The sequence below is a fragment of the Patiriisocius sp. genome, assembly GCF_051252435.1.
Lineage (GTDB): Bacteria > Bacteroidota > Bacteroidia > Flavobacteriales > Flavobacteriaceae > Patiriisocius.
On the sequence record NZ_JBPOFW010000005.1, the window covers coordinates 38,451 to 59,188 of the forward strand.

Here is a 20,738-nt window from a genome sequence, read left to right on the forward strand (position 1 = left end):
TTATTCGTTTTTAATACTGTCTTCGTGCTCAATGATATAAATATCTTCGTTCTCTCTTTTTAAGTAGTATTTTTCTCTTGCGAATTTTTCCATCTCTGTGCTATCTTTCATTTTCTCAATGAATGCTTTGTCTTGTTTGATTTCGGCTTGATAAAATTCTGCGTTTTCCTCGAGGGCATCAATATCATCACTGAGTTCTTTGTGAAAAAACCAATTGTTGGCGTCAAAGAAAAACATCCAAATAATGAACAGCACAAGGATGAGCATATATTTATTGCCCAACCATTTGAACCATTTATTTTGTTTGATGTTTTTAAGCCCCATTTTATAATCTATCTGCAATAATTGTTCTTATTAAATCAACGGCAACTGTGTTGTATTTATTGGTTGGGATGATGATATCTGCAAATTCTTTTGTGGGTTCAATGAATTGTTGGTGCATGGGTTTTAATGTAGTTTGATATCTGGTTAAAACCTCGTCGATGTCCCTTCCCCTTTCTGCAATATCTCTTTTCAATCTACGAATTAACCGTTCATCACTATCAGCATGGACATAGACTTTTATGTCAAACATGTCTCTTATTTCTGGATGTGTGAGAATTAATATTCCCTCTACAATCACTACTTTTTTGGGGCGTGTTGTTACCGTTTCTTTGGTGCGGTTATGCTCAACAAAGGAGTAAACCGGTTGCTCAAAAGATTTTCCGTCACGTAATAATTGTAAATGTTTATGAAGTAACTCAAAATCTATTGAATTAGGATGGTCAAAATTGATGGCAGCCCTTTGATCATAGGTTAAATGACTGGTTTCTTTGTAATAAGAATCCTGGCTTATCACACAAACTTCATCAACAGGAAGTTGTTCGATAATCTGTTGTACAACGGTTGTTTTTCCACAACCCGTGCCACCTGCGATACCAATAATGAGCATAGTGTGTTTTTTTACAAAAATACAGATTTTGTTAGGTGCGATGCTTGTTTGTGCTATTACTTTTCAACAGCAGCAACTTCTTCTTCTGTAACTATTTTGTCTTGTGTGTTTCCCCAAGTATTCATGGTATAATTCATTACATCAGCGACTTCTTTGTTGCTCAAGCCCATGGGCGCCATTATGTTGTTGAATTTTTCCCCATTTACTTCAATTTCTCCTTTGAGACCATACTTTACGGCGTGGATACTTTCGGTGCGTTTTTCTGTTAACCAATTTGACCCTGCCAAAGGAGGATAGCTCCTGCCGATACCGTTGCCTTTGGGGCGGTGGCACTGTTTACAAAAATCATTATATACTTCTTTTCCACGAGTAATACTTTGCTCTAATGGCGTTTGCATTATTTCTTTATTCTGCCCAATTGTGAGTTGCCCTTTGTCTTTTGTGTTTTTTTGATTGCAAGATAGGACAGTAAAAGTGAGTGCAAATATTGATAGTATTGTTTTCATTTTATAATTTTTTTTAACGAAGGCTTTGCCTGCCAGCCCGAAAGAAGATTTCATTTTGGCGGACCAATAAACCTTACAGATTTGTAGCATTAAAAAGATGCTTTGTGATACTTTTTATTCTGGAATTACTTTATAAATACCATCACCTTCTACTGCAACGTAAATATAACCATCTGGTGCTTGTTCTATATTTCGAACTCTTCCGATATCTTCGGCAATTTTTTTTCTTCCAGTAATTTTATTTCCGTCTAATTCTAGGAGTTCAACATAATTGAATTTGAGTGACCCAACGAGTAAATCTCCTTTCCAATCTGGATATAAGTCGCCAGTTACAAATGTCATTCCGCAGGGTGCTATGGAAGGAACCCAATAATAAATGGGTTGTTCCATACCTTCTTGTTTTGTTTTTTCGGTGAATTTTGAACCGCTATAATTAATTCCGTAGCTAATAACTGGCCAGCCATAATTTGCTCCTTTTTTTACAATATTTACCTCATCTCCACCTTTTGGCCCGTGTTCGTGAATCCAAATTTCTCCCGTGGTAGGATTTAAATCCATTCCTTGAGGATTTCTATTACCGTAGGTATAAATCGCCTTTTTAGCTCCCGTTTCGTTGACAAATGGATTGTCCTCGGGGATACTGCCGTCATCATTTAATCTGTAAATTTTTCCGCCGTCTCTTTTTATGTCTTGGGGATTTACGTCTCGCTCGCCACGTTCGCCAATAGAGAAGAATAAGTAACCATTGTTGTCAAATTCAATACGGGAACCAAAATGTTGCCCTTTAGTAGTATTTGGCCTCGCTTTGTAAAGTGTTTCAATATTGGTCAATGCTAAATCTTCACTAAGTTTACAGCGAATTAATTTGGTATGTCCACCTTCGCCACCGTCTTCGGTAGAGGCAAATGTGATATAAATCCAGCCGTTATTTTTATAATCGGGGTGGAGTTCGATATCTAACAATCCACCTTGTCCGCGGTTATATACTTCGGGGACATTTTTAACTTCAGTTTTTGTTTCATTTTTGAAATGAATGAGTTCCCCACTTTTTTCAGTAATCAACATTGCGCCGTCTGGTAACCATGTCATCCCCCACGGATTATTGAGATTGTCCACGACTTTTTGAGTTGTGTAACTTCTTTTTGAAGGCGTATTCAAGGCAACGTCATTTTTCTTTTTTGGCGCTTGGCAAGAAGTGAAAGAAACAATAATTGTAAGTAAGAGTAGGTTTAATTTCATTTTATGCATAGTTAAATTACGGTTATGTCGATTTTAAAAAACAATCAACAATGCTTTAGTAGTTCGAAATTAAATATACGAACATGTATTTTATTGCGTGAATAGTTAACTCAAAATTAAGGTTTTACTGAAATAATAAAATCCCTTTCAAATATCAAATAAAAGAAAGGGACTCATTATAATAAGTCTATCCAATAATTGCAGGGGGCATATTGGGTCTCTGACTTACAATAACTTACGCAATATTCAAGTTTGAGGTTTTTTAGCTTAAAAAAATCCCATTCAAAATTTTGAAAGGGATGATTTAAGTTAGGTCTATCCAAAAAATGCGGGGACATTTGGGCCTCTGACTTATTATTATTTACGAAAGAAACATATTCTTGGTTTTTACAGGTTTAAAAACAGATTAAAATCTACTAAAATTTTTATCTAAAAAGATAAGTCTATTTTCAAGCCATTGCTTGGTATAGTCAAAATCTTCCTGGCCTCCCAAGTTGCCCCACAGTTTCTGCTCTCGCTCGTAAATATGTGATTTTGTAAATTTATTGTAAACATCTTCCATGCGATTCATCAATTCTTTTTCTGAATATTGATTGTTCCTTAGTTCCTCCCAACGGGCTTTCACTTTTCCTTTAAAATCGGATGCATTGGTTTTGAGCAATCTCTCAAATAAATTATTTTTTAAAATATCATAAGTGATGTCGCTTCGGCGACCGTCCATGACCGTTCCTAAAGTACCGTCTGTATCCCACGGAACAAAGAAATATGGAGTGCCCTGTTCGTATTTTGCAAAGAAATAATTTTTCCCAAGGTTATCGGTTGCTCTTAAAATGTTGACATATAAAAAATACTCAACAGCATTAGCGATGTCTATTTTATTTGAAATTTCCGAAGTAAAACTAGCGTCGTCCGCAGTTGCTACAAAAGACACAAAATCGTGAAGATTATCAAAGTGAGCTTCATAATTTTCATAGGGGTACTCCATATCAAAGCCGGACCATCTTGGTATGTGATTTTTAAACGGCGGAGCGGCTAAAAACTTTGTACCATCCTCATAACTTTTTGAAGAAAATAGTTCGCCACGAACCACATTATCTTTAAAGCTCTTTAATTTTAATTGCTTTCTGTCAACCTGCTCGCCCAACAAATACAAGCCTTTGTATTGATTGTTTTCGAATACCTCTACGTATTCCACATCTGCACCGCTTTTTGCTTTTGGCTCTTCTTCTGCATACGCTGGACTATAAATATCGAGCCACAGTTTAGTGGTTATGTAAGACCTAAATTTTAAAGGTTGGTTATAAAGACCAATCAAAATCCAGTCGTCGTCGTTACGCATATTACCAAAATGCACATCCACAGATTCCTCGCTCGTTGCCGTTTCTCGAAACTCCATATCGTACGATTTTTTAGGATATGTTTGGGCTAAATTTCCTCGTAATTCAACGCCTATGTTTGCAATAAAAGTTGTGTCTTTGTCAGCATATTTAAAGCTCCCCATTTTTTTTGGCTCGTCTACAATTGCCTCAGTGGTGTTTATTTGGATGAGTGGAAGCGAAGTAGGATAGAGTGTATATTCAACATCGTTGTTGGTAAGAATAGCTGTTTTTTCTTCTGAAATTTTCTGCGCCTTTTTTAAGGTGAACAATTGATTGTCAATATTTATTTTTGAAATTTTACGACTTGTAAATTGTGGGTCATTGATGTTCCAAATAATAAGTTTGTGCTCAGAATCTATAGCCAAATATTTGTTTTCTGAAGTATCAATATCAATTTGGCTTACCGCAGTACATTGAGCCATTAAAAGAATGATGAAAAATAAAATAAATGGATGTTTCATAATTTATAACAATTGGTAAATCCAAAGATAGTTATAACAATTGTTTTCTATTTCCGAAGCATAAAAGTTAACGATAATTTAAGCATCGATAATCCAATATTTTTACATCAAATTTTAATTAATATGAAAAAGGAAATTAAGCTATCGTTTAAAACTAAAAAAACCACCTGATTTCTCAAGTGGTTTTTAGTCGGGGTGGCAGGAAGCCAACCTTGTGCTTAATTATCTGTTAATCAGTGACTTATAACCTGATTTTTTCTTGAGGTCACCGAATCGGTATATTTTTAATGAACGCCACGTTAACTTTATTAGTTCTACGCGAGTGCAAATTTAATATTATATACTTATAAACCTATAACAAATAACACTATTTTTTATTAAAAATTGATCCTAAATAGGAGGGAAGCTTTTATGTTGCTGAAAATCAGTTTTAAATACTTTGACTAAATCATAAAACTGTTTAAACTTATTTAATTTTGAATTCAACTCCGCAAATAAAAAATGATTAATTATAATTGTTAAGGAATTCCTGTCTAAATGGTTTACAATCTCCTCCTATCTGTATATCCTGCCCTACAAATTTTCCATTAATGGCTTTCTTCCATCGACCACAGAAATTATCGTTGCTTACAGTGCTGCTCTTCAATCCATTATAATTCGTTCCATTATTTCTTCCCAAAGGTCTTATAGTAATTAGAAACAAATATCATTGCCCTCATTTAGTTTTTTAAACTAAAGTTACTTAACAACAGTAACTAACAAGTTAAAAGATATTTACGAAGTCTCTAAGGGAGCTATAAATAGCTAATTAGTAGATATCCATATTTTACTTTATTGTAACATTTTGCGAGAATACAGCTAGAGTATCATTCCCAAAACCCGTAATTCGCTCAACATATACCTCAATATAATCATTCGTATTCATTTCAATAACACAATTTAAACTTACGTTTTGTATTTGAGAATCACTAGCAATATAAACAACAGAATTAGATTCAGTAATTAATGTTCCATTCTTAGCAAAAGCAAAGGCATAAAAATTTCCACCGGCAGATTGAACTCTAACAGAAAGAGATGCATTTGCCTGAAAACTTCTTTTTTTATTTCCTTCATAGACCATACGGTTATTTCCTTGACCACTTTCATTTCTGAAACGAAATAGATTGTTACTTGCAAAAGTTCCTTCACCCTGTATTTCTACAGGACTGCTGCTGCTAATGGTTTGAGTAAAACCAATATTAAGATCGCCGGTATAATAGAAGTTAGCCGAAGCAACGTTGTCTGTTTCCAGTGGAATTCCCGGGCAATCAACATCCCAATCGCTATTAAAATTATATCCACTATACGGAGATACACCATTGATATAATTACCTCCTCCAAAAAAATTAACACCTTTAATTTGTGCTGCGCCAGTTATTGATGTTATACCTGTAATATCAATCCCTGCTGTCGCTGAGGTAACCTCCATAAATCCCCCTTCTTTCTCTATGGAGTTAAATGTTCCTGTAAACGTTTTATATATTCCACTATTAGAATTGTCCCAACCTTGGCCATCCATAAAAAGATCATCGATATTTGAGAACTCAATGCCGTCATCATTATTAGTGAAGATAACAGATCTAAAAAATACTAATCCAAATCCAGAAATCAGCCCTACAGAATTGGCTCCGTCTATAAATGCATCTTTTAAGACTAAGTCTTCTGTGTTAGAGGCATTAAGATTGAAAACAGATCCTCCTGGAGCCCGTAATGTGAGTCTTCTAATGGTTCCTCCTTTAGTGCCTTCAAACATGGTATTTCCTGAGATAGTGAGAATATCTTCTCCTGAATCTTTTCCGAAGAGATATCCATTATTTAAATTAATAGGATGTGCAAGGGTTATGGAACCATTTATTTCATATAATGTATTTTCATCCAATAAGTATTCTGTCCCACCACCTACGGTTAATTCATCCGCCAGGTCAGAAACATTTTTTATCAATTTGTAGTTATCTCGGGTAAAAGGTGCATCAATAGGTTTCCAAGAAGACCCATCATATAAATAAAGGGAATTTATATCCGTATCATACAGTACTAAACCTGTAGCTGGATTTATGATGGCAGTACGTTGGGCGGTTGTCATTCGGGGAGTAAGCATACCCCCTGCGGTAGATGACACTTCAAATGCTGATGAAGGGTCTGGAGTAATAGTCCCAATACCCACTTGTGCATTGGTGACATAAAAACTAAAAGATATTATATAAAGAACGATAATTTTTTTTACAGCTAGTTTTGAAACATTTTGATACAACAAATTTTTAATGTAGGTAGCTATGTATAGGGTAGTTAAGTTCATGTTTTTATAATTTTTTTGTGAATATATTTTTTATTTAGAGGAAAGGCGATTAATTAATAATCCAAAATTAAATACATCTATATCATTAGGATTTCCTCCTGTAGTTGAATATGCGATCTCTATACCCGCTCCATTTGATAAAAATGTGGCTAATTGATAGAGAAGAATGGATTCACTAATATTATTTACCTCACCCGCACCACGCAATAAAGGAATGGTCTTTTGATAGATGATAATAGGGGAAGAAGGGGTTCCAATGTTTATGCGCACCAAAACATACGCGTTATTGTCATCAGGTATTGCGTCAAATTGTAATCTTAGCATAACAGCATCTCCAAGCTTAATTGGCGTGAGTCTACTATTTGTACTGTCAAAAAAATTAACACCCGTTAAACCTCCAGGCGCGTATGCGTCAATTATATTATCACTGGCATCATCTTCAAAATTGAGATTAATGGTTTGCCAACCAATATTGTTTGTGATGTCTGCAGAGGAAACCCCAGGTATTGTTTCCAAGGTATTTCCATCGGTAAGAACTACCCATCCCGTTTCTTTCGCTCCACTTTGTTTTATAGTTTCCCACTCATCACCGGTCCAATAATAAAAACTAGAGCCTACATTGGTGGTAGGATCTATATTATTAGAAATGTTAGTGTTATATACCAAAAGTCCTTCTTGAGTAGCTCCTAATGAAGGGATGGTAGTTACATCATCTGTGCCAGATAAGGTAACACGATTGATTAATACACCAGCATTATCTCCTTCAATATGCAATGAAGTTCCAGCTTCTAAATCTGTAGTACCAATGCCTACTTGCGCTATTACTTTGGATTGAATTAAGAGAAGGAATAAAAAAAATAAATAAGGTTTAAACGATTGTCTTATTTTCATAAAATTTGGGGTTTTAAAAAAAGCAAAAATAGGTATCTTTATTCTATATACGTAAGTTTATTCTTACAGGTTTTATTTTTTTAATATATTTAGATTTAACAACGGCTAGTATATAAATATGTGAAGTGGATTTTGTTCCTATTTCTATTTTAGAATGATATGCTCATATGTGAATGGTCGATTGTGAGTGATGATTAGGTATTTAATTTTGAAGCAATAGAAGTGTTCTTTTTATTGAAATAGACCAATGAAAGCTGCATCAAAAAACCAACTATATTTTTTTATCGTAAATAGAACTCTTAGATATGAATTCTATTGAGATTGTATTTGATTAAAGAGAAATTTTATTTTAGTAAAATGAAAACTGATAGATTAACAGATGTATACTCATATGACATTATTGGGTCGCCCCCTTCTGAGGTGCTAGATGATATTACTCAAATTGCCTCATTGTTATATGAGATGCCCATTTCTCTGGTTACTATACTAGATGATAAAAAACAATGGTTTTTATCAAATGTGGGTTTAAATGCCGAAAGTACTAGAGAAGAATATGCCTTTTGTAAGCATGCCTTTGATAATCCTAATGAGGTATTGGTTGTTAAAAACCCTAGACTTGATAAACGTTTTACGAATAATCCATTTGTAGTAGGAGAACCCAATATTGAATTTTATGCGGGTGCTCCCTTAAAGACTAAGGCAGGAAACGTGATGGGAACGTTATGTGTGATTGATACAAAACCTCGAGAATTTTCTGAAAATCAAAAAAAGGCACTACAGATTTTGGCTAAAAAAGCGATGATATATATAGAAAATTACAAGACTATATATTCTCAGCAAAAAAAAATTTTAGATAACCAACAGAATTTACAGAAAATCACAAACGAACTCCCCATAGGGATCTACCAGCTTAAAACCTCCAATAACAAAAAAGCAAAAATTACTTTTGTAAGTCAAGAGATTTATTCTCTTTATCCAGAAATAAATATCAATGAACTGAAAGAGCGACCTTTCTCTTATTTTAAACTTTTAAATCCTGAAGACAGGAACACATTAATATCCAATTGGAAAACCGCTAACAAGACAAAAGGAATATGGGAAGGTGAATTTAGAACTCTCGACGGTACTTGGCATTATACCAAAGCAGTACCTGAAGAGGGAGAAAATGATTCGGTAATATGGTATGGATATGTGAAAGATATTAGTGAGCGTATGGAATACCAAAAAACACTAGAGCAAATACTTTTTGACATCTCCCATGTTTTAAGAAAGCCTATCGCTAATTTAGTTGGGCTTGTCAAAATTCTTGATGAAGAGAAACTTGACCAAAGTCAATTAAAGGAATTCCAAATGCATATTGGATCAGTCTCTAAAGAACTAGAGAGATTTACTGAAAAATTAAATCGTGTTTATTTTCAAAAGCATCAGGAGCTAACGGGATAATGGTTGAATTAATAATTTGTTCTGAATTTCCCTTACCTCCTCGTTAGTTAGAGGTTTCGATATAAAGCCTTTAACAAATGAATATTTCATTGCTTTTTTTTTGTCAATATGATTTATAGAGGAAGAAAGTATATATATGTGGAAGCTCTTAAAGTACTGTTTTTTTTTGTTTAAAATTTTTAAGAATTCCCATCCTGAAATAAGAGGCATATTGAGATCAAGAAAAATAAGAAGACCTTCTTTTTCAGTTATATAGTCTAATATGAAAGTTAAGGCTTTTTTAGGGAAAATAAAGTCTAAAACTTTTTGATTGGGAAAATTTTTATCAATAATCTTTTTATTGAGTAGATTAGAAAGGCGATCATCATCTACCAATATTATTAAATATTTATAAAAGGGTATATCAGTAATTTTATTTGTCAATTTTTAGACTTATAGGTTAAATAATTAAAGATAATAATATAATTGATTTTTCCTACAAATACCTTATACGATTTATTAAATATTGTTAAATTATTACAAATGTATTAGTTGTAAATAGTATGAGAGAATGTTTTTTAAAACATTGAAGTTTTCAGCTATCCATTTTAGTTGCTTATCTTTTTTTAAGATGACAGGATTTTTTGAAAAATCAAAGGCTAACGTATTAAATAATGATATGAACTTTATTAGTTTTGTAGTATTCAAAATATCTAAATACAAACTTATATTGTTTTATTAGAAAAAATCCCATTAATTTTTATTCTTAAGGACAAGTATTAAATTCTAAACTCTGCCCATAAAGGATAATGGTCAGATATAAGCCATGATAAACTTTGCTTTGTTAACTCTCGATTTTGAAGTGCAATAGAAACAAAATCATAGTTTCCTCCAGTTGTAAATTCCATAGAAAGTTTGGGTCCTGAAGTTTGACTATCAAACCAAGCAATTTGATCATAATATTTTGTAGCGTTAAAAATTGACCTTGTAACTTCTTCATTTTGAAGTTGAGGCGGAATATACAATCCTTCTGGAAGAAAGGTCTTGCTCAAAAGATCACCACGTTCATCAATATTAAAATCCCCTAAAGCAATTAAATCTTGATGGTAACAATTGATATTATTTGCCCAACTTGAAAGCCATTTAGCTATTCCCCGCAATTCTTAAATTCTACTGCTTGGACTTTTACCATAAAGTATTTGTAGGGTTACTAATATGAAAGTATGTTGGTTAGACTGAAAACTTACTGCATAAGGAGATCTGACAAATTGTTTGGAAAGAGCATTGTCTGGAATATCATTATCCCATTCTTCTGGAACTACTAACTCCCCCGCCAAACCTGATAACTGTGCTCTTCTAGTATCAAAAAGATAGGCCATTCGTTCCCCATTCCCCACCTTACCCTTGTTTACATCAGTAAGGATTAACGACCAATTTTTTCCAAGAACTTTTAAAGTGTATCTTAGTGCTCTAATGTTATCCTTTACTTCTTGTATAGCAATTACATCGAACCGACTAATAATTTCAGCAATGCATAAAATAGAATGGAGATCACGCTTTGGAGAGTCATCTTCATCAGAATCCCACTTCTTGTTAAATTTCCAAAGGCACGTATATTCCAAGTGGCAATTAAGAGGTTTTTATCTAATTTCTTAGGGGGAATTTTTGAGTTCAGATCGTCCTTTAATAGGTCTAAATTTTCTTTGACTATATCAGGTGGTGTATCGAGTATAGAAATCATACCTTGAATATAACTCAATATTACTTTAGATATTTAGGGTGAAGGTATAAAATTTTGTAAGAGAGTTCATCTTTTATGGAATCTATAAAGCTTCATCTATTTAACTAGATCCCATAGCAACATTCCCTTCCCTTCACAAAGGTTTAAAATTTAGTCTGATACAGACTGCATAATCGGTCGCTTACTCCCTTTTATAAGTCCTTAATCAGTCTAAATTTTAATAGGGGTTTAGGAAAGGTAACAGTGAAGGCGCTATGGGAAGTAAATGAAATTAAAATAGAATTCTTTTTTAAAAATTTTCTTTAAAACTATTTGTTATGATATAGAAGGGGAAAGGAAAACGCTCAGGATATAATAAGTAAATTATTTCTTTATAAAATAGAGAAATACATCTTCTTTAGAAGATTTTGATCTAAATAGAGCAGTGACGAAAGTTTGAAATTTTGATCCGCGAGCGGACGAAAAATGAGAAGCAAGAGGGTAACCTGCTGCGCAAGGTTACGTTTATTTTTTTCGTTTATTAACCCACTGTCTATAGACCTTTAGGCTTGGTCGTTTGTTTTTGTTTGTTTTACGTTTGAACCCGTTTTTCACGGAAAAGTTTTCGCAAGTCAATAAAGCCCACTTATTTTTCCCGGAAAAATCTTAAATCAAGTCTTTCACTTTTTAAATACTCTTGTATTTTGTGCCCCTTAATTTTTTTTTTGATTTTTTTTTGGGGATTTATTGATGTAAAAGTGATTTAAGGTTTTGATTACAATCTACCGCCTTTTTGAAATTTGATCCCTTTCTGATGTTAATAATTGGTTTTTGAGAGTTTTCATATCCTCACTAACTTTTCGTTCTACAACACGTGCATAGATTTGAGTAGTAGAAAGTTTACTATGCCCAAGCATTTTAGAAACAGTTTCTATGGTTACTACATTGGAAAGAGTTACAGTAGTAGCAAAGGTATGTCTTGCTACGTGAAAGGTAAGTTTTTTTCGAAGGTTTAATAATGTAGCAATTTCCTTTAAATACGTATTGACTTTCTGATTGGAATAAACAGGTAGTAATACACCCAACACTTCGTCATACTTTGAATACTTACGCATAATTTCTTTTGCAATTGGAAGCAAGGGTATTTTAACAGGCGTGTCAGTCTTTTCCCGTGAAGTATAAATCCATTGCTCTCCATCTATTCCTTTTACGATATGATCTGCTGTAAGATGCTTGATATCAATGTAAGAAAGTCCAGTGTAACTTGAAAAGATAAAAACATCCCGTGTTTTAATCAAAGTAGATTTTGTCAATGGTAAATTTATAAGGCGTGCTAATTCCTCATTATCTAAGAATGCACGTTCCTTTTTTGTAAACTTTAGTTTGAACTTAGCAAAGGGGTCTTTCTCAATCCACTCTAACCGTTGTGCGAGGTTAAAAAGTTTTTTTAATCGCTCCAAATGTTTCATCACTCCGTTGTTTCGGGGAGCATGACGACGAACCTTCGGTACATAGGTTCGTAGAAAATATTCAAAGTACACTATGAAGCGATAATTAACTTGTTTGAGGAATATATCCTCCGCGTTTAACTTATTCTTTAAAAACTCATAGAGGTACTTCTCAGTGGTCCTATAGTTCTTAAGGGTTCCGGGCTTTAGAACCGTTTTCATTTGGACTGTGTGATAAGTAAGTAAATCAGAGAGTTTTTTTGACACTTCATCAACGCCTTGGTAACGTGCTTTAATGGCTTTTGCACTCAAGGTCTTATTCTCATCTTGTAATTGCCGGAAAGACTCATAGATTTGATTGTAAGCCCTATCAATGGATCGGTTTACTTGAAGTGTTTCAGCGCTTGAACCTTTCAAGCGGCTTTTGTGTTCATCCCAGAGGGCTAAGGTTATTCGACGTTGTAAACTAAGTTCAATACGTTCGCCATTCAATGTGATTCGCACATAGAGTGGGGCAGTTCCATTCTTTGTTTTACTGATTTTTGGGATAAAAGTTACCCCAAAGGTCACCGGATTGGTCATAATGTAATTCGTTTTCTAATTAAACAATATGCATGAAAACGAAAGTCAAATCAGCGTTTAGACAATATACGGACTTTTTTTAGAGGTCACCGAATAGGTCACCGAATCGGACTCATTTAGGGTGGTTTTAGACCAAATTGTATGAAACCCTTAAAAACGTAAAAACCTGTTAATCATATGATTAACAGGTTTTTGATGCCGTTTGATAATGGCTTGGTCGGGGTGGCAGGATTCGAACCTGCGGCCTCCACGTCCCAAACGTGGCGCGATAACCGGGCTACGCTACACCCCGAATTCAAAATTTAAAACACGTTTAAAAATTGAAGTGCAAAAGTAACTATTTAAGGGGACTCTGCAAGCTTATGTTTCTTTTAATTTTTATTAAAAAGCAAAGCCAAAACCTACTTGGATTATAGCGTCTTCTTCTGATGCAAAATAACCTGCGTTAAGTGCTAAAGAATTCAACGTGCTTAACCAGATACCACCACCGTAACTATTGTGCCAGATATCTGAATCTTCCCCATCTGCCCAAACTCTACCGTAGTCAAACCCACCGTAAGCTCCAAATGTTATAGGTGCTGCAGCTGTTACTAATCTGAGTATGCGTGCTTTTAAATCTGTACTTTGATAAAAATAAGTGTTACCTGCAAAGCGTTCATTTCTAAATCCTCTTAATCCATTGTTTCCTCCTAATGAGGGCGCATGGTAAAAGAAAAAGTCTTGTCCAAAATCTCCAAAATTATGCTTTACTTCAGCGTTTGTTGCTAACACTAAATCGCCAGAAGGAATCAATTTTTCTTGCCAACCTATTTTTGCACTTGCATAGGCAAAAGCATTATCGGTTTCATCAAGGTTTGTTTTTCCTCCCACTGTCAATCCCAAATAGCGTGCTTTTGTAGGGAAGTCTGCTGCATTTTGATTTTTATATTCAAACTTAGCTTCGGCTCCTAAGTAGTTTTGATGTTCAAAAACTTGACTATTTACGGTTTGTGGATTGAAAAAGCGGGCAGGGTCCTGATCAACTTCGTAGGACTCAAAAAGACCGTTAAAGCTAAAATACTTTTCAGCAACACCTATGTTTGCTTTTATTTGTTTCATCCTCGCTCTGTTGAAATCTCTATCTTCATCATCAGCATTTCCATCATAGATAGTCTCATTTCCGTAGCCGAAAAAGTTATTTGCAAAAGTGTCGTTTGTGAAATAGCCACCAACTAATAAATTCCAGTTAGGAACTATATTGGCAAACTCTCCACTATATATAATTTCGGCTGCTTGGTACTCAAAATAGTAATTTACATTTAGAGAATGCTGATATCTAAATGGATTTCCATTGAAACCATAATTTGTATATGTATCTTTTAAACCTAAGAAAAGCCCATCATCGGCCTTAAACCCGGCACTTGGTAGTAAGATGTTATTGTTCTCTTTGAAATAGCGCCAGTGAAATGTATTCGTTTCATATTTATTGGTAAACTGATGTGAAGGGGTTTTGTCTTCAAATGTAGTTTCTTCATGTTTCCAATCGTACACCTTTACTTTTGCTCTATTTTTTATATCGTAGGTATCTTTTCCGTAGCCACCAATGAGACGTACCATAATTTTATTGCTGCCATTACCTTCCACTATAAAATCATCTTTGTCATCTAAACCGTAAATCCAAATTTCCTTGGTTTCGCTAGCATCAAATGTTCTGTCGAAAAATATTTCGTTTTTTCCATTTAATTTTCTTTCTAAAATCACTTTTGTTTTACCATCGTCCAAACGAGTAACTTTTATTTTGTCATCTTTATTTGTTCCATGAATTGCAACTGTTTTATTAAGGTACTCACCATAAATTTTTGCAATCTTGTCGAGATTAGCGAGTCTTCCTTTTAGATTTCTTTTAATGTTTTCTGAAGTTTCATCTTGCACTTCTTTTGGGAGTACATTAAAGGCGTTTTCAATATCAGCATCTGTCATATTTTCTTGGATATATTTAGCTTGAGCAATCCACTCGTCAGTGCTAAATTTGTTTAGAATAGCCCGATCTATGTTATTCCCCTCTCCGTTAAACCATTTAACATCTGGAATTTCTTCGTCATAAGATTGCCAAAACCGAGTATCTGGCAAAAACAATTGAATTGCTGGAATTGCAACTCCGTCAAATTTTGAAAATGCTGCATCACGGTCACGAGGTACGGGTAAAAATCTGATATCGTCCTCAGTAATTTCGTATTGTCCCCAACGCCATTGGTCTTCGTGACGGTCCCAATCTCCAATGAGCATATCAAAAATACGCGCACGAATAAATGCTTTTTGATCTATGGCGTATTTTTCATCCTCTTTTAGTTTTTCAAATACATCCATCGTACTTTCAAACTCTTTAATTTCGCCACCTCCGGGGTTCATGCGATTATATCCATCGTAATCTTTTTGTTCGTCGTTAGGTCTTTCTTCAATAAAATAAAGTTGATCACCGTAGGCATCGCCCAAGATTTGAAAACCTGGTTGTTTTGGCAAATAATAAAGCGATGTATTTCCGTGATTTAAGTCTACCGACTTTGCAAGTGGGTTTATTACTAACTGTATGTAAGGATGAGAGGTTGTAAAAAAGTCATAAACCACAGTCTCTGCAAAGGTACCTCTATAGTCTTCTTTGCTATACGATACACCTGGCACTCTAAATTTCAGAAATTTTAGTGCATCTTTTTCAAGACCTCGCATTGCGTATTCTCTTCCATCACCATCAGCCAATCTAGCCGAATAGGATTGATGCCCTCCACCGGCTTTTACAACTTCTAATCCTCTATATAATTTGCTTAGATCTGCAATTTCAGCAGTTACCGGAATACCAAAATACTCTCTGTATCTTTTTCCCCAAAGAAAATTATAAAAACCAGACTTGTTCAATTTTTTTTCCTCTGTGACAACTGGAACTTTTTTTGTTCCTTTGGAATTTGACAAGGCAGGGAATGGCTTGGGATTGGGAGGAAAAGCTTTGGTGATTGATAGTGTTTTTTCGCCCTCGCTAGTTACAAATGAAACTTGAGAGCTTCCATCTTTGTAATATTTCAGCACTGCAAAACCTACAGCACCATGAGTGTATTTTCCTTCGTATTCAAGTTCTCCACCTGTGGCAGTAATATTGTCTTTTGTTCTTTTTGTAGGAGCAGCACCTCCCATAGAGCCGCTTATTATTTGATGAATGTCACCCCCTTTTAAATATTGTAAACTTTTTTCATGACCTGAAACTATGGTAACGCGATCAAGGTCTTGAGTGAGTGCGCTTACCTGAATTCTTAAGTCGTTATAACGGTCAAAGAATATTTTTTTAGGCGAAACACCACCCATGTAGCTCATGCCATACATTCCATTTGTAAAGATGGGATGATGCATAACAACCACAAGGTTTTTACCGCGAGCGTCTTTTATGTATCCCTCAAGTTCAGCAATAAAAACGCGTCTTGTATTGATTTGGGTACATTTTCTATTAATGTCCTCAACCCGATCCCAATTGGCGATATACCATTGAGAGTCTACATAGATCACGGCTAGGTCATCGTCAATTTCTTCAAATTCTATTGGGCATACATTATTAGGTTCAACCTTGGTGCGTTTTATATCTCTATCCTTAATATAATCTTCAACCCATTCTATTTGCTTTGAGTCAAAACTGGCCCATTCATTATCACCAGGTGTAAATCGTGTTTTACCTTTAAAGTTTTTTGAAATTTCTAGAGCAGTAGCAATCCTGTCAACATTGGTTTTTTGCTCCTCCTCATCACAGGTAACATAATCACCCGTAAATAGCAACGTGCTGTTTTTATCAGCTTTATCAAGATAGGAAGCGAGCAAGTCGTTGATTTCTTTATTTTCTGAAACCTCTCCATTACCCATTCCACCTGCAACATAAAATGTATGTAGCACCTCTTCTTCGGAAATGTTAACAATGGAAGTATCTTTTGCTGTTTGAGGTTTATAGCTTATACAGCTTGTGATAACTAAAACCGACAGTACGGCTAAAGTTTTTATATAAAATTTTTGAAAGTTATTTCTTGGCATACATCTATATTTAAAGTGCTATAATTTTAGCGATGATAAAAATAAGCAGAGCAACATTAACAGTTGATACGTTTAGGAATACTTTAGCAAATGATGGATTTATTTACTGAAGCTTAGGCATAAAAAAAGACAACCGCTAGATTGTCTTTTGAATTAAGACAGGATGAAACTGCCTGTCCCGTTGTAGGAACGTGGATTTGAACCTTCTTGTTTTTTCAACACGCAACGACAAAAGCTTCATCAGCTTTTATCGTCACACCCCAAAAATAGGGATGAAAAAAAGACAACCGCTAGATTGTCTTTTAGATTAAGTCGGGATGACAGGATTTGAACCTGCGACCACTTGACCCCCAGCCAAGTACGCTACCGGACTGCGCCACATCCCGTTTTTGTAATATTACTAAAAAAAATATTAAAAAATAACTACAGCGGATAAACCATTTTTATATTACTTCGTTCATAGGGATTGTCCTCAGGAATTGACACTTCTACAAACCCAAATTTCCTGTAAATATGTATCGCATTTTCCAAAAGTGTATTCGAATAAAGATAAAGGCCCTTAAAGTTGTTTTTTGTAGCAACATCGATACAATATTGCATCAATTGATGTCCAATTCTTTTTCCTCGTGCGGATGGAAGTACAGCCATTTTTGTAAGTTCAAAAATACCATTGCCCCGTTTTAGTAATGCGACGGTTCCTAAAACTTGTTCATTTTCTATAGCAAAAAAGATTAGCCCTCCCGTATCTAAAATATAGTGTTGCGGCTTGCTCAATACCTCTCTGTCGTAAGGCTCCACATAAAAGTAAGTTTCTAACCACTCAATATTTAGGTTGTAAAAATCAGCTGCATATTTAGCATCGAAAGGAACAATTTCCATATATCATTTATTAATAGCTTTTCTTAGCCGAGATTACATCAACAATCAAATATGATAGCACTTTCCCCACTTGGTTGGAATGCAGCTCAAAAGTAGGCGCTCCCTCACACAAATGGATGTATTTACAATTTTTGTTTTTTGAAAAGTGATGGACAAAATTACGGGTGTGATTTATTGAAAACCCTATTGGGCTCATGGCGCTACTGCCCATCATTGCGATTGTGTCCAAGTCAATTTCTAATCCAAAAGCTGCTTCACAAACAGTTTGTTCCGCCTTGGCCTTTGCGTCATCATACGAAGTTTTTTCATTGACAAACATATCTTCAAACAGTGTAAAATGGACATTTTCTTGCTCCATCCGTTCAAACATTTTCTGTGAACTATATGCAGTATGTAGTCCGAAGACGAAGTATTCATTCAAATATCCTTCGGCTTTTGCATAGCTGAATCCATTGCCACTATGTCGATGTTCCAAAGGTCTAAAATCGCTGTGCGTATCAAAATTGATACAATTAATTGGCATGTCCAGCACTTTTGAAACCCCCTTAATATTTCCGAAGCTATTATTATGTCCGCCACCCACAATAATGGGGATTTTTCCTGCGGAAACGATTGCTTCAATAACACTCGCGACTTTGACATCAATGCTATTGACCAGCTCTCCCATTTGCACGATGTCTGTCAATAACGCCGAAGCTTCCATCTCTGCATCGCAATCAACGGTTCCTAAAATTAATAACTCATGGGCGCGGGTAAAGTTGTTTTGCTGCATATTGCAGAGTACCTTTAAACAAGCCTCCCAAGCGCCGGAAGTTCCCGCTCTGCCATGATTGGCACGGACGCCAATGTCTTCAGGAATGCCAAGTAGTACGTAGTTTTGTGGATAATCTGATAAGGTTTTATCGCCTTCTATAATGGCAACTTCTTCTCCAAATTTGACCTCCATCGCTCGTTTTGAAGTATGCAAAGCCAACTCATGTCGTGTGATATTTTTTACATATTTCATCATACTATTTTACCATTTAAAATCACTTCGTCAATGCAATTGCTGCCAAAGGAATACGGCAAATAGCCATAGCTTGGTATTTTTTTTGTGATGATGAGGTTTGCTTTTTTTCCAACGGTAATACTTCCATGAGTTTCGCTCAATCCCATTGCGTAAGCGCCATTAATAGTGGCTGCGTTGATAGCTTCCTCTGGTGTGAGTCTCATTTTTATGCAGGCTGTTGCAACTACGAAGTTCATATTTCCGCTGGGGGTGGTGCCGGGATTAAAATCTGTTGCCAATGCTAAAGGCAAACCTGCGTCAATCAATCGTCTGCCGGGTGTGTACGGAATGCTCAAAAAATAAGAGCAGGAGGGAAGTGCCACTGGCATTGTCTCGCTGCCTTTTAATGCCGAAATATCATCTTCATTCAACACTTCGAGATGGTCAACACTTAGTGCGTTGTGGGCAACTCCCGTTTGAACACCTCCAATAATGTTAAACTGGTTGACATGTACTTTTGGTCGTAAACCATACTTTTTTCCAGCTTCTAAAACTCGGTTAGTATCATCCACAGAAAAATAACCTTCTTCGCAAAAAATGTCGATGTAATCCGCTAAGTTTTCTTCTGAAATTTTAGGCAACATTTCATTACAAACAACATCAAGATATCCGTCTTTATCATTTTTAAATTCTTGGGGAATGGCGTGCGCTCCTAAAAAAGTGGTCTTTACGGTAATGTTATATTTTTTGCCCAACTGTCTCGCTACTTTAAGGATTTTGATTTCGGCTTCGGTGGTGAGGCCGTAGCCGCTTTTGATTTCGATGGCGCCCGTACCTTGTTTGATGACTTCTTTTAATCTTATTTCAGATTGATTGAATAAATCTTCTGCGCTCGTTTGTTGTAGTTTTTTTGCACTGTTGACGATTCCGCCGCCTTTTTCGGCTATTTCTTGATAGGTGAGCCCGTTGATACGGTCCACAAATTCCTGCTCTCTATTTCCGGCGTAGACGAGGTGGGTGTGACTGTCACACCAAGATGGCAGCACGATTTTACCTTTGCAATCTAAATGTCTAAAGCCCTCAAAAGTGGGCATCTCTGCCATATTTCCGAAGTCCTTAATAACATCATCCTTAATCAAAAGCCACGCATTTTTTATGGTTGGAAGGGTTTTCATGTCTGTGCCACTTACTTTTGAAATGGGTTCCTTTCTTACTTGTAAAAGCTCTTTTATGTTGGTGAGTAGTAGGTGCATTATCTAAAATTTATGTCTTGAATAAATGTGTCGCCATAATACACACGACCTTCTTTTATGTCCTTTGGTAGCACAAAATAGAAGTCGAGCGGGTTGTCATTTATATCATTTGGTTTAAAATACAGCGTATGAATATTAGGTCTTCGCTTGGTTCCAAAATTAAGCGTTAGCATGACGTCTTGATATTTTTTATAGGGATAATCAAGTAATGTATTGGGAACACTTGGGTCGTAACCCGCGCCGTACGCAGATTTTTCTGACTCTTTATCTCTAAGCCGAATAAAAATATTTGTTTCCAAAGCCCTTGCGTAATTTGCTTCGGTTACTGCAAAACGCGCTTCGTATTCATCATTTATAAAGTATAATTTATTAGGGTCAAAAGGTGTTTTTTCTCCATCGATACTTTTTGCTCGAATGCGTAACTGAACTCTTTTTTGACCTTTTCCCGGGAGTATATTTCCGTGATAGCCCTGCCATTGAATTGAAAATGCCCCTATTTTTCTTGTTTTTTTTATTTCGATGGAAAGATTTTCTTCGGAAATTTCAGTTTGAGAAAAAATGGTGACCGAAAAAGTAAAACATAAAAATATGAGTAGTATTTTTTTCATAGGCTAAATATAGCAAACCTTAAAATGAATTAATACCTTAGACCTTTAAAATTTG

General features: G+C 35.3%; 18 protein-coding genes and 2 tRNA genes. 1 reads left to right on the top strand and 19 read right to left on the bottom strand.

The window, feature by feature from the left end:
• The 8 genes from ACSHW7_RS11820 to ACSHW7_RS11855 all read right to left on the bottom strand — a co-directional run bounded on the left by ACSHW7_RS11820 (window position 1) and on the right by ACSHW7_RS11855 (window position 7,742).
• Window positions 1-342 (bottom strand): FtsB family cell division protein, encoded by a 342-nt coding sequence (locus tag ACSHW7_RS11820; protein ID WP_435679569.1) that lies wholly within the window; start codon window positions 340-342, stop codon window positions 1-3.
• Window positions 326-931 (bottom strand): uridine kinase, encoded by a 606-nt coding sequence (udk, locus tag ACSHW7_RS11825; protein WP_435679570.1) that lies wholly within the window; start codon window positions 929-931, stop codon window positions 326-328. Before udk ends, ACSHW7_RS11820 begins: the two co-directional genes overlap by 17 nt.
• A 56-nt stretch (window positions 932-987) precedes the next feature.
• Window positions 988-1,437, bottom strand: coding sequence for a c-type cytochrome (locus tag ACSHW7_RS11830; protein ID WP_435679571.1), 450 nt, complete (start codon window positions 1,435-1,437; stop codon window positions 988-990).
• Between the two features lie 114 nt (window positions 1,438-1,551).
• Window positions 1,552-2,676 carry a PQQ-dependent sugar dehydrogenase gene (locus ACSHW7_RS11835; protein ID WP_435679572.1) on the bottom strand — a complete coding sequence of 375 codons (1,125 nt, stop codon included), beginning with the start codon at window positions 2,674-2,676 and terminating at the stop codon, window positions 1,552-1,554.
• 406 nt (window positions 2,677-3,082) lie between these two features.
• Complete coding sequence (locus ACSHW7_RS11840; protein ID WP_435679573.1) at window positions 3,083-4,516, bottom strand: CotH kinase family protein; 1,434 nt, start codon at window positions 4,514-4,516, stop codon at window positions 3,083-3,085.
• A gap of 505 nt (window positions 4,517-5,021) precedes the next feature.
• A complete protein-coding gene (locus tag ACSHW7_RS11845; RefSeq protein ID WP_435679574.1) occupies window positions 5,022-5,195 on the bottom strand; it encodes a hypothetical protein in 174 nt (57 codons plus the stop codon).
• A gap of 147 nt (window positions 5,196-5,342) precedes the next feature.
• Complete coding sequence (locus tag ACSHW7_RS11850) at window positions 5,343-6,851, bottom strand: cell wall anchor protein (RefSeq protein WP_435679575.1); 1,509 nt, start codon at window positions 6,849-6,851, stop codon at window positions 5,343-5,345.
• A 30-nt stretch (window positions 6,852-6,881) separates the two neighbouring features.
• Window positions 6,882-7,742 (bottom strand): hypothetical protein, encoded by an 861-nt coding sequence (locus tag ACSHW7_RS11855; protein ID WP_435679576.1) that lies wholly within the window; start codon window positions 7,740-7,742, stop codon window positions 6,882-6,884.
• A gap of 357 nt (window positions 7,743-8,099) precedes the next feature.
• Between ACSHW7_RS11855 and ACSHW7_RS11860 the strand changes: the two genes are divergently transcribed.
• Window positions 8,100-9,185: a GAF domain-containing protein gene (locus ACSHW7_RS11860; protein ID WP_435679577.1), complete on the top strand. Its 1,086-nt coding sequence runs from the start codon at window positions 8,100-8,102 to the stop codon at window positions 9,183-9,185.
• Here ACSHW7_RS11860 and ACSHW7_RS11865 read toward each other — a convergent pair.
• From ACSHW7_RS11865 to ACSHW7_RS11915, 11 genes are all read right to left on the bottom strand, one after another.
• On the bottom strand, window positions 9,174-9,608 hold the full coding sequence (locus tag ACSHW7_RS11865) for a response regulator (protein ID WP_435679578.1): 435 nt from the start codon (window positions 9,606-9,608) through the stop codon (window positions 9,174-9,176). The genes ACSHW7_RS11860 and ACSHW7_RS11865 overlap by 12 nt on opposite strands.
• A 335-nt stretch (window positions 9,609-9,943) precedes the next feature.
• Entirely contained in the window at window positions 9,944-10,324 is a 381-nt protein-coding gene (locus ACSHW7_RS11870; RefSeq protein WP_435679579.1) for a hypothetical protein, read from the bottom strand.
• Window positions 10,325-10,327: 3 nt separating this feature from the next.
• Window positions 10,328-10,786: a hypothetical protein gene (locus ACSHW7_RS11875; RefSeq protein ID WP_435679580.1), complete on the bottom strand. Its 459-nt coding sequence runs from the start codon at window positions 10,784-10,786 to the stop codon at window positions 10,328-10,330.
• A gap of 880 nt (window positions 10,787-11,666) precedes the next feature.
• A complete protein-coding gene (locus ACSHW7_RS11880; protein ID WP_435679581.1) occupies window positions 11,667-12,914 on the bottom strand; it encodes a site-specific integrase in 1,248 nt (415 codons plus the stop codon).
• A gap of 214 nt (window positions 12,915-13,128) precedes the next feature.
• A tRNA-Pro gene (locus tag ACSHW7_RS11885) sits at window positions 13,129-13,206 on the bottom strand.
• Between the two features lie 89 nt (window positions 13,207-13,295).
• On the bottom strand, window positions 13,296-16,955 hold the full coding sequence (locus ACSHW7_RS11890) for a hypothetical protein (RefSeq protein WP_435679582.1): 3,660 nt from the start codon (window positions 16,953-16,955) through the stop codon (window positions 13,296-13,298).
• Between the two features lie 312 nt (window positions 16,956-17,267).
• Window positions 17,268-17,341: transfer RNA gene (locus ACSHW7_RS11895), tRNA-Pro, on the bottom strand.
• A gap of 37 nt (window positions 17,342-17,378) precedes the next feature.
• Window positions 17,379-17,834, bottom strand: a complete 456-nt coding sequence (locus ACSHW7_RS11900) for a GNAT family N-acetyltransferase (RefSeq protein ID WP_435679583.1) — start codon at window positions 17,832-17,834, stop codon at window positions 17,379-17,381.
• A gap of 10 nt (window positions 17,835-17,844) precedes the next feature.
• Complete coding sequence (locus ACSHW7_RS11905; RefSeq protein ID WP_435679584.1) at window positions 17,845-18,843, bottom strand: formimidoylglutamase; 999 nt, start codon at window positions 18,841-18,843, stop codon at window positions 17,845-17,847.
• Entirely contained in the window at window positions 18,840-20,075 is a 1,236-nt protein-coding gene (gene hutI / locus ACSHW7_RS11910) for an imidazolonepropionase (protein ID WP_435679585.1), read from the bottom strand. The genes ACSHW7_RS11905 and hutI overlap by 4 nt, the downstream gene beginning before the upstream one ends.
• Window positions 20,075-20,683 (bottom strand): hypothetical protein, encoded by a 609-nt coding sequence (locus ACSHW7_RS11915; RefSeq protein WP_435679586.1) that lies wholly within the window; start codon window positions 20,681-20,683, stop codon window positions 20,075-20,077. The genes hutI and ACSHW7_RS11915 overlap by 1 nt, the downstream gene beginning before the upstream one ends.
• Window positions 20,684-20,738 lie beyond the last annotated feature (55 nt).